Source organism: Thermomonas fusca, assembly GCF_005862345.1.
GTDB lineage: Bacteria > Pseudomonadota > Gammaproteobacteria > Xanthomonadales > Xanthomonadaceae > Thermomonas > Thermomonas fusca.
Window position 1 is genome coordinate 505,872 of record NZ_SROY01000001.1, and the last position, 15,996, is coordinate 521,867.

Annotated in this window: 21 protein-coding genes; 13 read left to right on the forward strand and 8 right to left on the reverse strand. The window is 67.5% G+C overall.

Features of this window, described 5'->3' with window-relative positions; genetic code table 11:
* Positions 1-15: 15 nt before the first annotated feature.
* From E5S66_RS02270 to E5S66_RS02285, 4 genes are all read left to right on the forward strand, one after another.
* The gene (locus E5S66_RS02270) at positions 16-786 is read left to right on the forward strand and encodes a TSCPD domain-containing protein (RefSeq protein WP_138347135.1); all 771 of its coding nucleotides are present in this window, start codon (positions 16-18) and stop codon (positions 784-786) included.
* Positions 787-952: 166 nt separating this feature from the next.
* Positions 953-1,660 (forward strand): NYN domain-containing protein, encoded by a 708-nt coding sequence (locus E5S66_RS02275; protein WP_138347137.1) that lies wholly within the window; start codon positions 953-955, stop codon positions 1,658-1,660.
* Between the two features lie 480 nt (positions 1,661-2,140).
* Positions 2,141-2,470, forward strand: a complete 330-nt coding sequence (locus E5S66_RS02280; protein WP_138347139.1) for a DUF6122 family protein — start codon at positions 2,141-2,143, stop codon at positions 2,468-2,470.
* 164 nt (positions 2,471-2,634) lie between these two features.
* Positions 2,635-2,988, forward strand: a complete 354-nt coding sequence (locus E5S66_RS02285; protein ID WP_138347141.1) for an FKBP-type peptidyl-prolyl cis-trans isomerase — start codon at positions 2,635-2,637, stop codon at positions 2,986-2,988.
* A 49-nt stretch (positions 2,989-3,037) separates the two neighbouring features.
* Here the strand turns inward: E5S66_RS02285 and E5S66_RS02290 are convergent, their stop codons facing one another.
* A complete protein-coding gene (locus tag E5S66_RS02290) occupies positions 3,038-3,331 on the reverse strand; it encodes a hypothetical protein (RefSeq protein ID WP_138347143.1) in 294 nt (97 codons plus the stop codon).
* A gap of 99 nt (positions 3,332-3,430) precedes the next feature.
* Positions 3,431-4,321, reverse strand: coding sequence for an endonuclease/exonuclease/phosphatase family protein (locus E5S66_RS02295; protein ID WP_138347145.1), 891 nt, complete (start codon positions 4,319-4,321; stop codon positions 3,431-3,433).
* A 208-nt stretch (positions 4,322-4,529) separates the two neighbouring features.
* On the opposite strand from E5S66_RS02295, the gene E5S66_RS02300 reads away from it, so the two are divergent.
* Together E5S66_RS02300 and E5S66_RS02305 are read left to right on the forward strand one after the other, a co-directional pair.
* The gene (locus E5S66_RS02300) at positions 4,530-5,072 is read left to right on the forward strand and encodes a lipocalin family protein (RefSeq protein ID WP_138347147.1); all 543 of its coding nucleotides are present in this window, start codon (positions 4,530-4,532) and stop codon (positions 5,070-5,072) included.
* 4 nt (positions 5,073-5,076) lie between these two features.
* Complete coding sequence (locus E5S66_RS02305; RefSeq protein ID WP_138347148.1) at positions 5,077-5,271, forward strand: CPXCG motif-containing cysteine-rich protein; 195 nt, start codon at positions 5,077-5,079, stop codon at positions 5,269-5,271.
* 92 nt (positions 5,272-5,363) lie between these two features.
* On the opposite strand, the gene E5S66_RS02310 is transcribed toward E5S66_RS02305, so the two are convergent.
* Positions 5,364-5,921, reverse strand: coding sequence for a fasciclin domain-containing protein (locus E5S66_RS02310; protein WP_138347149.1), 558 nt, complete (start codon positions 5,919-5,921; stop codon positions 5,364-5,366).
* A 290-nt stretch (positions 5,922-6,211) separates the two neighbouring features.
* Here E5S66_RS02310 and E5S66_RS13615 point away from each other — a divergent pair, with 290 nt between their 5' ends.
* Positions 6,212-6,730, forward strand: coding sequence for an EF-hand domain-containing protein (locus tag E5S66_RS13615; RefSeq protein ID WP_212745308.1), 519 nt, complete (start codon positions 6,212-6,214; stop codon positions 6,728-6,730).
* A gap of 207 nt (positions 6,731-6,937) precedes the next feature.
* Here the strand turns inward: E5S66_RS13615 and E5S66_RS02320 are convergent, their stop codons facing one another.
* On the reverse strand, positions 6,938-7,510 hold the full coding sequence (locus tag E5S66_RS02320) for an NADPH-dependent FMN reductase (protein ID WP_138347150.1): 573 nt from the start codon (positions 7,508-7,510) through the stop codon (positions 6,938-6,940).
* A 96-nt stretch (positions 7,511-7,606) separates the two neighbouring features.
* Positions 7,607-8,626: a low-specificity L-threonine aldolase gene (gene ltaE / locus E5S66_RS02325; RefSeq protein ID WP_138347151.1), complete on the reverse strand. Its 1,020-nt coding sequence runs from the start codon at positions 8,624-8,626 to the stop codon at positions 7,607-7,609.
* A gap of 237 nt (positions 8,627-8,863) precedes the next feature.
* Here ltaE and E5S66_RS02330 point away from each other — a divergent pair, with 237 nt between their 5' ends.
* The 3 genes from E5S66_RS02330 to E5S66_RS02340 all read left to right on the forward strand — a co-directional run bounded on the left by E5S66_RS02330 (position 8,864) and on the right by E5S66_RS02340 (position 10,521).
* Positions 8,864-9,205: an EF-hand domain-containing protein gene (locus E5S66_RS02330; RefSeq protein ID WP_138347153.1), complete on the forward strand. Its 342-nt coding sequence runs from the start codon at positions 8,864-8,866 to the stop codon at positions 9,203-9,205.
* A gap of 452 nt (positions 9,206-9,657) precedes the next feature.
* Complete coding sequence (locus tag E5S66_RS02335) at positions 9,658-9,996, forward strand: zinc ribbon domain-containing protein YjdM (RefSeq protein ID WP_028839082.1); 339 nt, start codon at positions 9,658-9,660, stop codon at positions 9,994-9,996.
* 114 nt (positions 9,997-10,110) lie between these two features.
* Positions 10,111-10,521: a hemerythrin domain-containing protein gene (locus E5S66_RS02340; protein WP_138347155.1), complete on the forward strand. Its 411-nt coding sequence runs from the start codon at positions 10,111-10,113 to the stop codon at positions 10,519-10,521.
* 9 nt (positions 10,522-10,530) lie between these two features.
* Here E5S66_RS02340 and E5S66_RS02345 read toward each other — a convergent pair whose 3' ends face one another.
* Both E5S66_RS02345 and E5S66_RS02350 read right to left on the reverse strand, forming a co-directional pair.
* On the reverse strand, positions 10,531-11,589 hold the full coding sequence (locus E5S66_RS02345; protein ID WP_138347157.1) for a GGDEF domain-containing protein: 1,059 nt from the start codon (positions 11,587-11,589) through the stop codon (positions 10,531-10,533).
* 94 nt (positions 11,590-11,683) lie between these two features.
* Positions 11,684-12,199, reverse strand: a complete 516-nt coding sequence (locus E5S66_RS02350) for an adenine phosphoribosyltransferase (RefSeq protein WP_138347159.1) — start codon at positions 12,197-12,199, stop codon at positions 11,684-11,686.
* Positions 12,200-12,264: 65 nt separating this feature from the next.
* Here E5S66_RS02350 and E5S66_RS02355 point away from each other — a divergent pair, with 65 nt between their 5' ends.
* The 3 genes from E5S66_RS02355 to E5S66_RS02365 all read left to right on the forward strand — a co-directional run bounded on the left by E5S66_RS02355 (position 12,265) and on the right by E5S66_RS02365 (position 14,614).
* Positions 12,265-12,996, forward strand: a complete 732-nt coding sequence (locus E5S66_RS02355; RefSeq protein ID WP_138347160.1) for an HAD family hydrolase — start codon at positions 12,265-12,267, stop codon at positions 12,994-12,996.
* 22 nt (positions 12,997-13,018) lie between these two features.
* On the forward strand, positions 13,019-13,894 hold the full coding sequence (locus E5S66_RS02360) for an SDR family NAD(P)-dependent oxidoreductase (protein WP_138347162.1): 876 nt from the start codon (positions 13,019-13,021) through the stop codon (positions 13,892-13,894).
* Between the two features lie 99 nt (positions 13,895-13,993).
* The gene (locus tag E5S66_RS02365) at positions 13,994-14,614 is read left to right on the forward strand and encodes a hypothetical protein (RefSeq protein WP_138347164.1); all 621 of its coding nucleotides are present in this window, start codon (positions 13,994-13,996) and stop codon (positions 14,612-14,614) included.
* 155 nt (positions 14,615-14,769) lie between these two features.
* Here the strand turns inward: E5S66_RS02365 and prpF are convergent, their stop codons facing one another.
* Positions 14,770-15,951, reverse strand: a complete 1,182-nt coding sequence (prpF, locus tag E5S66_RS02370; protein ID WP_138347166.1) for a 2-methylaconitate cis-trans isomerase PrpF — start codon at positions 15,949-15,951, stop codon at positions 14,770-14,772.
* Positions 15,952-15,996 lie beyond the last annotated feature (45 nt).

Here is a 15,996-nt window from a genome sequence, read left to right on the forward strand (position 1 = left end):
ACCAGAGTCAGGACCATGACCGTCAGGATCGATAAGAAAATCAAGGGCTATGCCGTCGTCACCCCGGACGACAAGGCGAAGGAAAGCGCCAGGGCCGCGGAACCCGCGCCGGCTGCCGCGCCCGAAGACAACGTCATCCAGATGCACGAGCGCATCGAGCGCCCGGAAGTCCTGATCGGCAGCACCTACAAGATCAAGTCGCCGCTGGTGGAACACGCCATGTACGTGACCATCAACGACATCGTGCTCAACGCCGGCAACGAGCACGAACACCGCCGCCCGTTCGAGATCTTCATCAACTGCAAGTCGATGGAGCATTTCCAGTGGATCGTGGCGCTCACCCGCATCATGTCCGCGGTGTTCCGCAAGGGCGGCGACGTCACCTTCATCGTCGACGAGATGAAGGCCGTGTTCGACCCGCGCGGCGGTTATTTCAAGGCCGGCGGCGTGTACATGCCCTCGCTGGTCGCCGAACTCGGCCACATCGTCGAAGACCACCTGAAGTCCATCGGCATGCTGCACGACCCGGAGATGAGCGACCACCAGCGCGCGCTGATCGCCGAAAAGCGCAAGCAGTTCGAAGAGCGCTCAAAAAAAAACGCTGACGCCGGTTCGGCCAGCCTGACCGCCAGCGCCGCCGACCATCCCGAAGACATCGAAGTCACCGGCGAAGGCGCCACCTTCCCGCCCACCGCGACCATGTGCCACAAGTGCAGCACCAAGGCGCTGGTGCTGATGGACGGGTGTGCGACTTGTTTGAATTGTGGGTATAGCAAGTGCGGGTGATGGGGGCTGGCCTGAACGGTAGAGCCACCCCCAGTTGACGGCCTTGTAGCAGGGTGGTTCAATCTAGTGACCACTCCCCCCTCGTCGCCGTCATTCAGTTGACCAAGTGGCTTGGGGCGAAAAAACCGCCGCAAGGCGGTTTTTTCATTTGCGGAAAAGGAAATCCATGGTTGGGAAGCTGTCAACGGCGGTCTACATCGATGGGTACAACCTGTATTACGGCCGGATTCGCGGCACCGCCCACAAATGGTTGGATGTTGTGGCCTTGTTCCGTGCATTACTGAATCAGCAGAATCCGGAATCGGCTCTAGACCGAGTTCATTATTTCAGTGCACCTGCTCTCGGGCGGTTTGCCACACATGGGGAAATGTCGACGGCTGCGCAGAACAGCTATCACCGGGCACTTCAGGAGATTAATTCTGAGTCTCTAACCATCACTCTCGGGGCCCATTCGTTCGATAGGGATGGGACACTTCTACCTCGATTCGAGTCGGGGAAAGCTTTCGATCGACACGACCGGGTTCGGGTATGGAAGATCGAAGAGAAGCAGACTGATGTGAACATAGCCTTGGCCATGTATCGCGATGCATGTAGCGGCCGCTATCAACAACTGGTCGTTTGTAGCAACGATAGTGATATTGCGCCGGCGCTCAGTGCGATCAAAGCGGATTTCCCTACCATCCGTCTCGGTGTTGTTACGCCCCGCCATCCTCCTAGGCTGGGGGCGAAGTCTCATCGCGCCGTGAGTTCTTCGTTGGATCGCTTTTCGGATTGGACTCGTCAGTACCTGCTTGATGAAGAGCTAGAGGCAGCGCAGCTGCCGACGCGCATAGCTACTACTAAGAAGCCGATTCGAAAGCCAGAGTACTGGTGATAGATGCGGACAGAAATAGCAAAGGTGTCAGGAGCGAAAAGGTGTCGAAAAGGTGTCAGGGACAATTTCGAAAGGCGGGCTTGTCCCGCCTTTTCCATGCGCGCCCCGCGCGCTACCGCCACGACGTAACCTAGCGCCACGCCTCGCCCAATCGCCCCGCATGACTCTGCGCGCCCTCCTGCAAAACCCGGGTCAGAGTCGACCTTTCTGAGGCAGACTTTTTGCGCGATTGCGCCCTAAGCTAAGCCCCACGCCTCGCCCCATCCTTCCGCATGACCGTGCGCGCCATCCTCCACCTGCTGCTGCACGCCGCCGTCCCGGCGCTGGTGGCATGGCTGTTCTATCGGGACCGGCTGATGTCCTAAGAACGGGGTCAGGTTCACTTTCCGAAGGCGGGCATGTCCCGCCTTTTCCATGTGCGTCACGCGCACTGCCGTGGCGCCGTAACCTAGCCCGCCACGCCTCACTCCATTCCTCCGCATGACCACGCGCGCCCTCCTGCACCTGCTGCTGCACGCCGCCGTTCCGGCGCTGGTGGCATGGCTGTTCTATCGGGACCGGCTGAAGTCCATCGGCTTCTTACGCGCCTGGGGCTTGCTGCTGCTGGGCTGGCTGATCGACATCGACCACCTGCTGGCCGACCCCATCTACGCGCCGGGGCGCTGCAGCATCGGCTTCCACCCGCTGCACACCGCGCCGGCCATCGCCGTGTATGGCGCGCTGGTGGTGCCGCGCGCCACCCGGCTGGTGGGCGTCGGGCTGCTGATCCACATCGCGCTGGATGCGCTGGATTGCCTGCTGATGCGGTAAACGGAACAGGCAGCGCTTGCGTCGGTGACCGGGTGGAGAGTCATCTCTTCCTGGTTTTCACACGCCCGATTGCAAGCTCGCAGGCCGGGCTGCGCACGCATTTATCCTCCACGTGCCGCCCGCTAGACTGTCCCCTTCAACCTCAACCATTGAAAGGAATCATCATGGCCTTTACCACCACCGCCTCCGGCCTGCAGTTCGAAGACACCGTTGTTGGCAGCGGCCCCGAGGCCCGGCCCGGCCGCAACGTCGTGGTGCATTACACCGGTTGGCTGTACGAGAACGGCGAGCAGGGTGCCAAGTTCGATTCCAGCAAGGACCGCGGCGAGCCCTTCGTCTTCCCGCTCGGCGGCGGCATGGTCATCAGCGGCTGGGACGAAGGCGTGCAGGGCATGAAGGAAGGCGGCACGCGCACGCTGATCATCCCGGCCAGTCTGGGCTACGGCGCGCGCGGCGCCGGCGGCGTGATTCCCCCGAACGCCACGCTGAAGTTCGAGGTCGAGCTGCTGGGCGGCTGATCCAAGTGGATGGGCCGGGATCACTGATCCCGGCTCTGCTAAAGCGGCATTACGGATCGTTTGTCGCATCCGCCGGCAGCGCCGGAATCTGCCCGGTCATGCGTACGCCGGGGGCCATGCCCCAGCGGATGCCCATGCGGCGCAGCCGGGCTTCGACCACGCCCAGCGAGGCCGCGGGTGTGGCGGCCAGGATGGCGTCGTGGCGTTCGGTCCAGGCGGTGGCGAGGGCGAACACGCCGTTCGCGCGCGCCTGCAGGGCCGGCATGTCCAGCTCCAGCGCATCCAGTGCGGCCAGGCCGGCTTCCAGGCTGGTGTCTTCGAGGCAGTTGGCGCTGCTGTCCATGCGCGGGCTCCCGGTGCGGCAATGGCTCACGTTCATGCAGCCGGCGTGCAGCCGGCGTGAGCATGGGGCGCTGCAGACAGCTGCGGTTGGGGTTGCGCCTCAGCGCCGCTGCAGCTGCGCGCTGATAGCGCAGTGGTCGCTGAGCGCGGCTCCGGCGTAGGTCTTTTCTTCGAACTGCAGCAGGTCGCCGCTGGCGCGGCGGTCCAGCACGATGTAGTCGATGAAGTCGCGATAGCGCGGGTTGCAGCGCGCGCCCTGGTCGCCGGAGGCGCGGGCCAGGTCGGCGTTGGCGGGGCTGGCGTCGTCCCAGTCGGCCCATACCGCGTCGCCGGGCTGGGCCAGGCGACGGTTGAAGTCGCCGAGTACCGCAAAGCGCAGGGATTCGCCGGCGCGCTGGTCGATCCAGCGTTCCAGCACCGGTACCTGCTGGAACAGCACCGGGCAGGCTTCGCGCTGATCGCCGTTGTTGCAGCCGGCTTTCAGGTGCACCGACAGCAGCCGGATCGGCGCGGCCTTGGCCGGCCGCACGATCAGGTCCACGCCGGAGCGCAGGTCGGCACTGCCCAGCTGCAGGTCGGTGACATCCGGCTGGCGCTCGAACGCCACGCCCTTGCGGATGGCGAAGCCGGTGCGCTGCGGGTTGATGGTCAGGCCGGGCTGGCCGCCGCACTCGCCCTTGCGGCCGCTGCCCACGCGCTGTTCGATTTCGATGGTGTAGCGCGCCGGGTCGAACACGCGTTCGGCGGCGGCGCGCGATTCCACTTCCTGGAACGCGATCACGTCGGCATCCAGCGCCTCGGCATAGGCGCGCATGGCGGCGTAGTCGGCATCGCTGCGCGGGCGGCAGCCGCTGTCGTTGCGTTCGGCCAGGTGTTCCATGTTCCAGCTCGCCAGCGTGAGCGTGGAGGCAGGAGTGGCGGGGCGCTCGCGCGGGGCGGTGCAGGCGCCGGCGAGCAGGCAGAGGGCGACGATCAAGGCTGGGCGTGTCATCCGCGTAGTAGACCATGCGCGCCGGATTCCCTCCATCGCAATGCACTTTGGCGCATCGCGTGTCGGGTGCATCCGTTCGCGCCGGATCGCGCGAAGCCCGCGTACGTCGGCCACGCACGAAGCCGCGGCTGCGGGCACGCCCTGGTGTTCATCCGGACTTGCCCCCGTGCCGCCGACAATCCCCTTCTCCCTGCCGCGAGATGTCGCCATGCCGCGTTCCCTGTTGTTGCCCCTGCTGCTGGCCACCGGCCTTGCCTGCGCGCAGGAGGCGCCGCTGCCGAATGCGGCGGTGCCGGCGCTGGACCTGCAGCGATACGCCGGCCAGTGGCACGAGATCGCGCATCTGCCGATGTTCTTCCAGCGCAACTGCACGGCTGCGATCACCGCGACCTATACGCCGCAGCCGGACGGCGGGATGGCGGTGCGCAATGCCTGCGAGCGGCGCGACGGCAGGCGGTTGGTGTCGGAGGCCATCGCGCGGCCGGTGGCCGGGCAGCCGGGGCAGCTGCAGGTGCGCTTCGCGCCCGCGTGGCTGGGCTGGCTGCCGATGGTCTGGGCCGACTACTGGGTGGTCGAGCTGGATCCCGCCTACCGCTGGGCGGTGGTGGGCGGGCCGTCGCGCAAGTACCTGTGGATCCTGTCGCGCACGCCGGTGATGCCGCGTGCGCAGTTCGACGCGATCCGCGAGCGTGCGGCGCAGCGTGGTTATCCGGTCGAGCGACTGATTCAGGCGGGACGTACGGTGGAGTGAGGTGATGGCCCTGCTGGAGTTCCAGGACATCGAATGCCCCTACTGCGGCGAGCCGATCACCCTGGCGCTGGATGCCAGCGCCGGCAGCCAGCGCTACATCGAGGACTGCGCGGTCTGCTGCCGGCCGATCACGGTGGTGCTGGAGGTGGATGACAACGGTGCCACCGCTGTCGTGGGATATGCGCAGGACGACGCTTGAGCGCCACTGGCGTCGTCACCTGGATGGTGCTGCGGAACAAGCGAAAAAAAGGGCGGCCGAAGCCGCCCGGGGATTGCCGAAGGAAGCCCGGATCACTGCGGCATCAGCACGCCGTCGATCACGTGCACGACGCCGTTGCGCTGGTGCAGGTCGGCCACGACCACGCGCGCGCTGCCGCCCTTGGCATCGGTCAGCACGATGCCGCCCTTGCCGTCGGCGCTGGCGGTGAGGGTGCCGCCCTGCACGGTGGTGAGGGTGGCGCTGCCACCGTTGACCTGGATCTGCTTCGCCAGTGCGGCGGCATCCACGCTGCCGGCCACCACGTGGTAGGTCAGCACGCCGGCCAGTGCGGACTTGGCCTCCGGCTGCAGCAGGCCCTCCACCGCACCGGCGGGCAATTTGCCGAAAGCGTCGTTGGTGGGTGCGAACACGGTGAACGGACCGGCGCCCTGCAGCGTGCCGACCAGGTCGGCGGCCTTCACCGCGGCCACTAGGGTGCTCAGGCTGGGGGTGGCAACGGCGGCGGCCACGATATCCGTGCTGGCCTTCGCATCATCGCTGGCGACGACGGGCGAGGCGGCACGGCCGGGGGTGCTGCAGAGGGCCAGCGCCAGCGCGCCGGCAACGGCAAAAGGCAGGGTCGACTTCATCGGGGTTCTCCAGGGAGTGGGGGATGCAGGCCGCAGGCCGCAGGCGCGGATGCGTTGCAGGGCCTGATACGCGCAGTGCCCACGGATGGATGCAGCAGGCGTGCAACGGCCGCAAACCAGTGTGATGGCGCGCTTAGCGCGCTTTCGGCCGGTTTGGGTTAAGCCGCTGTCGACGTTCATCTTGCATCGCCGGAGGGATTCAGCGTGCCTGTGTAGGGTTGGCATGTCCGTCGCGCCAGGCGCTTCGGCATTGATCCGTTTTGATCCCCCGCAAAACAGAGGACTGCATCATGACCAAGCACAACAAGACCAATCTGCTGTTCCCGCTCGCCGCCGCGTTCGCGCTGGCCTCGCCCGCCGTGTTCGCGCAGAGCCACGGCGCCGGTGCGCACGTCAACGCCAACGCGTCGGCACGCGTGCCCACGCAGATGCCGGCGCAGGCTTCGGCCGGCATGGAGATGCGCGCCGAGCCGCAGCAGAAGGCGACGCCGGCAGTGCCGGCCACGCCTGCTACCCCGGCGGTGCCGGCGTCGAAATCCGAGGATGGCAAGGCCACGCCTGCCGAACCGGCTACCCCGGCCACCCCCGCCGAGCCAGCGGCCAATACCGACGGCAAGCAGACCAAGAAGGATTGGAGCGCGCTGGACACCGACGGCAACGGCAGCCTCAGCGTCGCCGAAGCCGCGTCGCTGGAGAGCCTGGCCAAGGTCTTCGCGCAGGCCGACACCGACGCCAACGGCGAGCTGACCGGTGAGGAATACAAGATTTGGTGGTCGGCCAACGGCGGCGGCAAGGCCGACAAGCACTGAGTCAGGCGGCGGCCTGTCCTGTGCTGCATGGCGCAGGGAAGCGCCGGACGGCTGCCGGTAAAGCAGCGGAGTGGATCGGGATGGCCCGGTCCGCTCCGTTTTTTTTGTTCCGTGTGGACGTTCCGAGTGGGCTATCGCCCGGCGCATAACAGACGCCCCGGCCAGCACGTGACCGGGGCGCCCGCCCCCGTTCCACGCCGGGTTGTTTCAGTCCTCGCGCGGCAGCACGGTGAGCACGCGCTGCACGAAGACCGCGTATTCCTGCATGTACTTGCGCAGGAAGTCGGCGGTGCCCTGGTTGCTGATGTTGCCGTCGTCGTCGATCAAGTCGGGGGTGAACTGGATATAGGCTTCCATGGTGTTCATCAGCGGCGAGTTGCAGAAGCACAGCACGCCACGCAGGTGCTGCTGCGCCACCGCGGTGCCGATCGAGCCGGGCGAGGTGCCCACCACGCCGGAGGGCTTGCGGCTGAAGGAATTCTGGCCCCACGGGCGGCTGGCCCAGTCGATGGCGTTCTTCAGCGCGCCGGGGATCGAACGGTTGTATTCCGGAGTCACGAACAAGACCGCTTCCACCTCGGCAATCGCCTGCTTGAAGCGGCGCGCCACCTCGGGGTAATCGGCGTCGTAGTCGTAGCTGTACAACGGCAGCTCGCCGATGGCGATCTCCTGCAGCGCCAGTTCCGGCGGCGCCAGCTTGACCAGCGCCTTCGACAGCTTGCGGTTGATCGAGCCCTTGGCCAGGCTGCCGACCATGTAACCGACCTTGTACGTTTTCATCGCACGACTCCAACGGGACGGAATGCCCACGTTGGCATGCGATTGGTTACGTTCCGGTCAGGAACCGGCGTCGATGCGGCGCTGCCCCGATCGCGCTCAGTGCGCGCCGAAGAACCCCGCGAACGCCGCCACGGCGCGGTCGATGTCGTCGTCGTCCACGTCCAGGTGGGTGACCAGCCGCAGGGTCGGCAGGTAGCCGATGCTGATGCGGATGCCGGCCTCGCGCAGGTGGGCGTCGAGCGCCCGCAGGCGTTCGGCCGGCACGTCGATGAAGACCATGTTGGTGTGCTGGCCGAGCAGGCGGATGCCGTCGATGGCGCGCAGCGCTGCGGCCAGCCGCGCCGCGCGGGCATGGTCGTCGGCCAGCCGCGCGATGTTGTGGTCCAGCGCGTGCAGGCAGGCTGCCGCCAGCATGCCGGCCTGGCGCCAGCCGCCGCCGCAGACCTTGCGCCAGCGCCGCGCCCTGTCGATCAGCGCCTGCGAGCCGACCAGCACCGAGCCGACCGGCGCGCCCAGCCCTTTCGACAGGCACACCGACACGCTGTCGAAATGCCGCGCGATCTCCCGCGCCGGTACATCGCAGGCGACCGCGGCATTGAACAGGCGCGCGCCGTCGAGGTGATAACCCAGGCCATTCGCGCGCGCCAGCTCGCCGGCTTCGCGCAGGTAGTCCAGCGGCAGGGTGCGGCCGTGCCAGGTGTTTTCCAGCGCCAGCAGGCGGGTGCGGGCGAAGTGCGGATCCACCGGCTTGATCGCCGCCGCCACCTGCGCCAGCGGCAGGCTGCCGTCCTCGTCCTGCACGATGGGCTGCGGCTGGATCGAACCCAGCACCGCCGCGCCGCCGCCTTCGAACTTGTAGGTGTGCGCGTCCATGCCGACGATGTATTCGTCGCCGCGCTCGCAGTGCGCCAGCAGCGCCAGCAGGTTCGACTGGGTGCCGCTGGGCACGAACAGCCCGGCCTCGAACCCCAGCTCGTCGGCCAGCCGCCGCTGCAGGGTGTTGACCGTCGGATCTTCGCCGTACACGTCGTCGCCCACCGGCGCCGCGTACATCGCATCGCGCATCGCTTCGCCGGGTTGGGTCACCGTGTCGCTGCGCAGGTCGATCACCTTCATGTGCATTCCTTTACCGCGGTGGGTGGCGATCGCGGGATCGCATAGGTCCCCCATCGTAGAAGCAAAACCGGGGGTGTCGGCTAGACCGCTTCCGCGATGGCGTGGTTAAGCCGGCGTGGAGATTCAGGTTCCGCGCCGGAATGCGTTCAGACGGCGCTCGTAAGGTGGCGTGGCGGCTGCAGGAATGCCGCGGCAACCCGTCCGTTTTGATCCCCCGCAGAACGAGGAACACGAATGATGCACACGTCCAGGATCTCCCTGCTGTTGTCCACCGCGCTGGTCGCGGCCTTTGCCGCACCGGCGGCATTCGCCCAGGACGCCAAGGCGCAGCAGGCGCCGCCGCAGGAGCCTACCCAGGCACCGGCGCAGTCCGCGCAGGACGCCGAGCCGGCGAAGAAGGGCTGGAGCGAGCTGGATGCCGATGGCAACGGCAGCCTCAACGTCGGCGAGGCCGCTACGCTTCAGAGCCTGGCCAAGGCGTTCGCGGAGGCCGATGCCGACGGCAATGGCGAGCTGACCCAGGAGGAGTACCAGGCCTGGCTGTCCAGCAATGGCAACAAGGATGTGCCCAAGCAGTAACCCTGCTTGGCGACAGGCAACGGCGCGTCCTGATCGTCCGCCGGCACGCTTCCCCCACGGCGCTGCACGGCACACCAGGAACAACAAGAACGCACGCACGGATGCGTCGGGCAGGACGCGGTTGTGGCACGAAGGGCGGCGCAAGCCGCCCTTCGTTTTGTTGCGCTGGTGATTTGCAGCGATCGCGATGCGCGACACGCGATGGGCGTTCTTCGAAGGCCAGCCAAGCAGCGGCGACCTCGCAAGTCGCTCCCCGATACTTGCTTTGTTGCGAGGCCGCCGCTGCCCGGCTGGCCGCGTGTTGGTTTCGCTTCGGTGGGCACGAGATTCGCGGCTTGATTGCAAGCGTGATGCATCAGACATCACCGGCGCGCGGAACCATTCGCATCCGCTCGATGCGGCCTGCGCGCGGCGTAAAATCACGCGCTCTGTCCGCTATCGAACGACGCCCCATGACCACGCTGCCGCCCTGCCCGAAGTGCAACTCCGAATACAGCTACCAGGACGGTGCGCAGCTGGTGTGCCCGGAATGCGGGCATGAGTGGGTGCCGGGCGAGGCCGATGCCGGCGACGAGGCCAAGGTGATCAAGGATGCGGTGGGCAATGTGCTGGCCGATGGCGATACCGTCACCGTCATCAAGGACCTGAAGGTGAAGGGTTCGTCGTTGGTGGTGAAGGTGGGTACCAAGGTGCGCAACATCCGTCTGGTCGATGGCGACCACGACATCGACTGCAAGATCGACGGCATCGGCCAGATGGGCCTGAAGTCGGAGTTCGTGAAGAAGGCCTGAGCCGGCGCCGCCGGTTTGATCTGGGTCAGCCGCGGCGGGATTCGCCGTCCGCGTGGGTTCGCCGCGCCGGATAATCGGTACCGGAAAGGTACTGATTCAGCCGAGGCAACGCAGATGGACATCCAGCGCTACTACCACGACCACACGCAGATCTTCCGCCAGATCGACACCCTGCGCGAGCTGTCGCGCGCAGGCGTGCGCGAGAACGCGGTGCGGATCAGCGAGATCATCACCGGCACCGCAAGCCACATCAAATTCCACCTGGCGGCGGAAGACCGCGTGCTGTACCCCGCGCTGGCGCGTTCGGGCGACGCCCAGGTGGCGGCGATGAGCGCGCGCTACCGCGGCGAGATGCAGGGAATCGCCAGCGCCTTCGCGGCGTTCGTCGCGCAGTGGCGGGTACCGTCGCGGCTGGTGGCGGACCCGGACGGCTTCCGCCGCGATGCCAACACCGTGCTGCGCGCGCTGTTCGACCGCCTGCAGCGCGAAAGCGTCGAGCTGTATCCGGCCGCCGAAGCGGTCTGAGTGCGGGTTTCAGCGCGCGGCGACGCGGTTGCGCCCGGCGTGCTTGGCCGCGTACAGGGCGAGATCGGCGCGTTGCAGCAGGCTGGCCTTGTCATCGCCCGGCTGGCGCTGGGCCACGCCGATGCTGACGGTGACCGGCAGCGCCGCCGGCGCCCCGGCCACCGCGGCCCGCAGGGCGTCGCAGAGCGGCAGCGCTGCATCGAGGTCCAGGCCCGGCAGCAGCCAGGCGAACTCCTCGCCGCCGTGGCGTGCGAGCAGGCCGCGACCGCCGGCGGCCGCGCGCAGGCTTTCCGCCACCCGCGCCAGCACCTCGTCGCCGACGCCGTGGCCGTGGGTGTCGTTGATCGCCTTGAAGTGGTCGATGTCGGCCAATGCCATGCAGAACGGCGCATCGCCGGCCAGGCGCTCATCGAGCGCGGCGATCAGCGCGCGCCGGTTGGCCAGCCCGGTCAGCGCATCCAGGTGCAGCTGCTGCGCCAACTCCTCGTTGTGTGCTTCCAGCGCGTCGGCGAACGCTTGCAACTTTTTCTCGTACCAGGCGCGATCCTGCAGCTGCAGCGCAAGCTCTTCGCTGGAGCGACGCAGCTCCAGCAACTGCGAGACCTGTCGCGACAGCGCCGCCAGCGCCTCCTGCCGTCGTGGCGCGAGCTCGCGCGGATGATGGTCCATCACGCAGAGGGCGCCCAGCGGCAGGCCGGCCGGATCGAGTAGCGGCGCGCTTGCATAGAAGCGAATACCGGGCGGGGTCGTCACTACCGGATTGTCCTGGAAGCGCACATCCAGCCGCGCATCTGGCACCACCGTCAGGGACTGCGGGGCCAGGATCGCGTGCGCGCAGAACGCGGTGTCGCGGGAGGTTTCCGGCGCGTCGTCCATGCCAAGCTTGGACTTGAACCACTGGCGCTCGGCGTCGATCAGGGTGATCGCCCCCATCGGCACGTCGCAGATCGCCGCAGCGATCGCGAGCAGGTCATCGAATGCCGCTTCGCGCGGGGTATCGAGGATCCGGTAGCGCCGCAGCGCTTCCAGGCGGGCGGCTTCGTTGTCGGGTTTGGCAGGGCGGAGCATCGGGCCTCCGGAGCGTTGACGCATCGCTTGCGGGTGCCGGCGAACGGGCCGGTCAATGCTTCCAATCGTAAATTGGCTGGTCAAGCCGCGGCCTTCACACCACCAGCGCAGCCCGCAGCGGCGTGCCGTCCCAGCGTGCGCGCGCGCCCAGCGCGGCGATCTCCATCAGCACGCTGGCGCCGGTGATTTCGGCCTGCAGCTGCAGCGCCAGTTCGCGCGCCGCCAGCAGCGTGCCGCCGGTGGCCAGCACGTCGTCGACCAGCAGCACGCGCGCGCCTGGCGCCACCGCGCCGGCCTGCACCTGCAGCGTGTCCTGCCCGTATTCCAGCGCATAGCTGGCCTCCAGCACCGGGCCGGGCAATTTGCCCGGCTTGCGCAGCGGCACCAGCCCGGTGCCAAGGGCGCGCGCGAGCGGCGCGCCGAACAGGAAGCCGCGTGATTCGATCGCCATCACCACGTCGATGGGCACGTCGCGCCACGGTGCGGCCAGCGCGTCGATGACCGTGGCGAAGGCATCGGCATCGGCCAGCATCGGCATGATGTCCTTGAACAGCACGCCGGGGCGGGGGAAGTCGTGGATGTCGCGGATCAGGCGGGGCCAGTCGGTCATGGGGTGGTTGCGGAAACGGGAGGTTCGTCATTCTGCATGCCGGGGCGGGCCCGTAGAATGCGGCGATGGAAAATGCATCCCGCGGCGGCATCGCCCTGGTCGGTTTCGATGCCGACGACACCCTCTGGCGCAGCCAGGATTATTTCGACGAAGCGCAGGTGCAGTTCGAGCGGATCATCTCCCGCCACGTCGACCTGGCCGACCTCGGCCGGCGCCTGTACGAATACGAGGCGCGCAACATCGCCTTCTTCGGCTATGGCGTGAAGGGCATGGCGCTGTCGATGGTGGAGGCCGCGGTGGACATCACCGGCGGGCGCATCCCGGGCGCCGACATCAAGCGCATCGTGCTGCTGGCCAAGGAGCTGCTGCGGCATCCGGTGGAGCTGCTGGACGGCGTGCGCGAGGCGGTGGAAGCGGTGGCGGCGCGGCATCCGGTGGTACTGATCACCAAGGGCGATCTGTTCCACCAGGAAGCCAAGGTCCGGCAGTCGGGCCTGGCCGACCTGTTCCGGCGCATCGAGATCGTCAGCGAGAAGGATCCGGCCACCTATGCGCGGCTGCTGGAGGAATTCGAGGTGCCTGCGCGCCGCTTCCTGATGGTGGGCAACTCGCTGCGTTCGGACATCGCGCCGGTACTGGAGCTGGGCGGATGGGGCGTGCACGTGCCCTATCATCTGACCTGGATGCACGAAGCCGGTGCTCAGCCCCAGCAGGGGCGCGTGCGCATGCGTGAGGTCGCAGCCATCGACCAGCTGCTGCCGGCGGTGGAAGAGCTGCACGCACTGGCCTCGGCGTGAACGGAACCAACGGAGTGGATGCATGATCGATTTGAACGGCCGCACCGCCATCGTGACCGGGGCGGGGGGCGGCCTGGGCCGCGCGCACGCGCTGCTGCTGGCGCAGCGCGGGGCGAAGGTGGTGGTGAATGATCTCGGCGATGCTGCGGACGCGGTGGTGGAGGAAATCCGCGCCGCCGGCGGCCAGGCGCGCGCGGCGAAGTGTTCGGTGGTCGATGCCGAGGCGGTGCAGGCGATGGCCGATGCGGTGCTGGCCGACTGGGGCAGCATCGACATCCTGGTCAACAACGCCGGCATCCTGCGCGACAAGAGCTTCGCCAAGATGGAGTTGGCCGATTTCCGGCTGGTGCTGGAAGTGCACCTGATGGGCGCGGCCAATTGCACCAAGGCGGTGTGGAACGCGATGCGCGAACGCAACTACGGCCGCATCGTGATGACCACTTCGTGCAGCGGGTTGTACGGCAATTTCGGCCAGGCCAACTACGCCGCGGCCAAGATGGGGTTGGTGGGGATGATGCAGACGCTCGGCATCGAGGGCGCCAAGCACGACATCCGGGTCAACTGCCTGGCGCCCACCGGCGCCACCCGGATGATGGAAGGCATCCTGCCGCCGGACCAGCTGGCCCGGTTCAAGCCGGAGCTGGTCAGTCCGGCGGTGCTGGCGCTGGTGGCGGAAAACGCGCCCAACCGCGCCATCCTCAGCGCCGGTGCCGGAGGTTTCGAGTTGGCCTACGTGGCCCTGACCCAGGGCATCCATCTGGGCGAAGCGGCCAGCGCGGAGGCGATCCTGGAGCACTGGGTGGAGCTGAGCAGCCGCGATGGCGATTTCGTGCCGGCGCAGGGCTTCGACCAGGCCAGGCATGAACTGCACAAGGCCGGTTTCGGCAGCGATTCCTGAACGGCGCCGGCCTGCACAGGCGCGTTTTCATAACGCGTTCACCGCCACGGTAGACACTGGAACCACGCCGGCACGACCGGCATCGCAAAGGAGCTTCCCATGCGCCGCATTCGCCTGATGTCCTCGCTCACCCTGGCCGCCGCGCTTGCAGCAGGTGCGGGCAGCGTGAGCGCACAGACCCTCAGCCTTAACTGGAATCCGCGCAGCGGCGATGTCTGGGTGGATACCCAGCTGGCGGACATCAACCGCTACGGTTACAGCTATCGCGATCCCTTCATCGACGAGATGGTGCGCTACCACGGCGCGCCGCGTGATCTCGTGACCGATCTGCTGGTCAACCGCCGCTGGGCGCCGGGCGATGTCTACTACGCCTGCACCATCGCCCAGATCATCAACCGGCCGTGCCGCTACGTCGCCGACGAGTGGCAGGCCAATCGCGGCCAGGGTTGGGGCGTGGTGGCCAAGCGGTTGGGCATCAAACCGGGTTCGGCGGAGTTCCACCGGCTGAAGCGCGGCTTCGTGCCGACCTATGACCGCTGGTCGCGCCCGATCTCCCTGGACGACGATCTGCGCCGCGCCTATCCGAACCGTGGCAAGGGTCATGGCAACAAGCCGGGCAAGATGCACAACGGCGCGAGCAACCATGACCGCGGCAATGGTCACGGAAATGGCAAGGGCAATAGCGGCAAGGGCAACGGCAAGGGCCGCGACCACCACTAAAGCCCCCCGGCGAGCGCCGTTGCGTTAAGTCGCGTGCGCCGGCCGGTTGCCCCCGCAGCGAATGTCCCCCGGCAGCGGACTGACGCCCGCTGCCTCCTCCTTGATTTCGCTGCAGGGGCAACCGGCCGGCGCTCCGTGATGGTGTGGCGCGTCGGTCAGGCCGGCGGCACCCGCACCCAGCCTTCCATCAGCACCCGCGCGCTGCGGCTCATCACGGCGCGTGTCACCGTCCACTGGCCATCGATCCGCGCGACGGATGCGCCGACCGCCAACGTGCCGGAGGGATGGCCGAAGTTCACCGCATCGTGCGTGCCGCCGCCGGCAGCCAGGTTCACCAGCGTTCCCGGCACCGCCGCCGCGGTGGCGATGGCGACCGAGGCGGTGCCCATCATTGCGTGGTGGAGCTTGCCCATCGACATCGCACGCACGTTGAGGTCGATGCTGCCGGCGTCGATGCGCTTGCCGCTGGATGAGGTGTAGTCCTGCGCCGGCGCGACCAACGCCACCTTCGGCGTGTGCTGGCGGGTGGCCGCTTCTTCAGCCGTCCGAATCAACCCCATGCGCAGCGCGCCGGCCACGCGGATCGCTTCCAGCTTGGCCAGCGCCGCCTTGTCTTCGTTGATTGCCGGCTGCAGCTCGGTGCCGGCAAAACCGATGTCGGTGGCGTTGACGAATACGGTGGGAATGCCGGCGGTGATCATGGTTGCCTTGAGCGTGCCGACGCCCGGCACGTCCAGATCATCGACCAGATTGCCGGTGGGAAACATCGAACCGCCATCGCCCTCGTCGTCGGACGGGTCGATGAACTCCAGCACGATCTCGGCGGCGGGGAAGGTCACGCCGTCCAGCTCGAAATCGCCGGTTTCCTGCACCTGCCCGCCGCGCACCGGCACGTGCACCAGGATGGTCTTGCCGATGTTGGCCTGCCACACCCGCACGGTGACGGTGCCGTCCTGCGGGATCCGTTCGGCAGGGATGAAGCCGTTGGCGATCGCGAACGGGCCGACCGCGGTGGTGAGGTTGCCGCAGTTGCCCGACCAGTCCACGAAGGCGGTATCGATGCTGACCTGGCCGTACAGATAGTCGACGTCGTGATCGGGCACGCTGGCGGCGGCGATGATCACCGTCTTGGACGTGGACGAGGTCGCCCCGCCCATGCCGTCGGTGTGCTTGCCGTAGGGATCGGGCGAACCGATCACCCGCAGCAGCAGCGCATCGCGCGCCGCCCCCGCCACCCGCGCGGCCTCCGGCAGGTCGTCGCGCCGGAAGAACACGCCTTTGGAGGTGCCGCCGCGCATGTAGGTGGCGGGGATGCGCAGTTGCGGAAGCGATGACATGTTGGTGCCTGCAGTGGGTGCGGGCGCCCATTTTCGCGCCTTGCC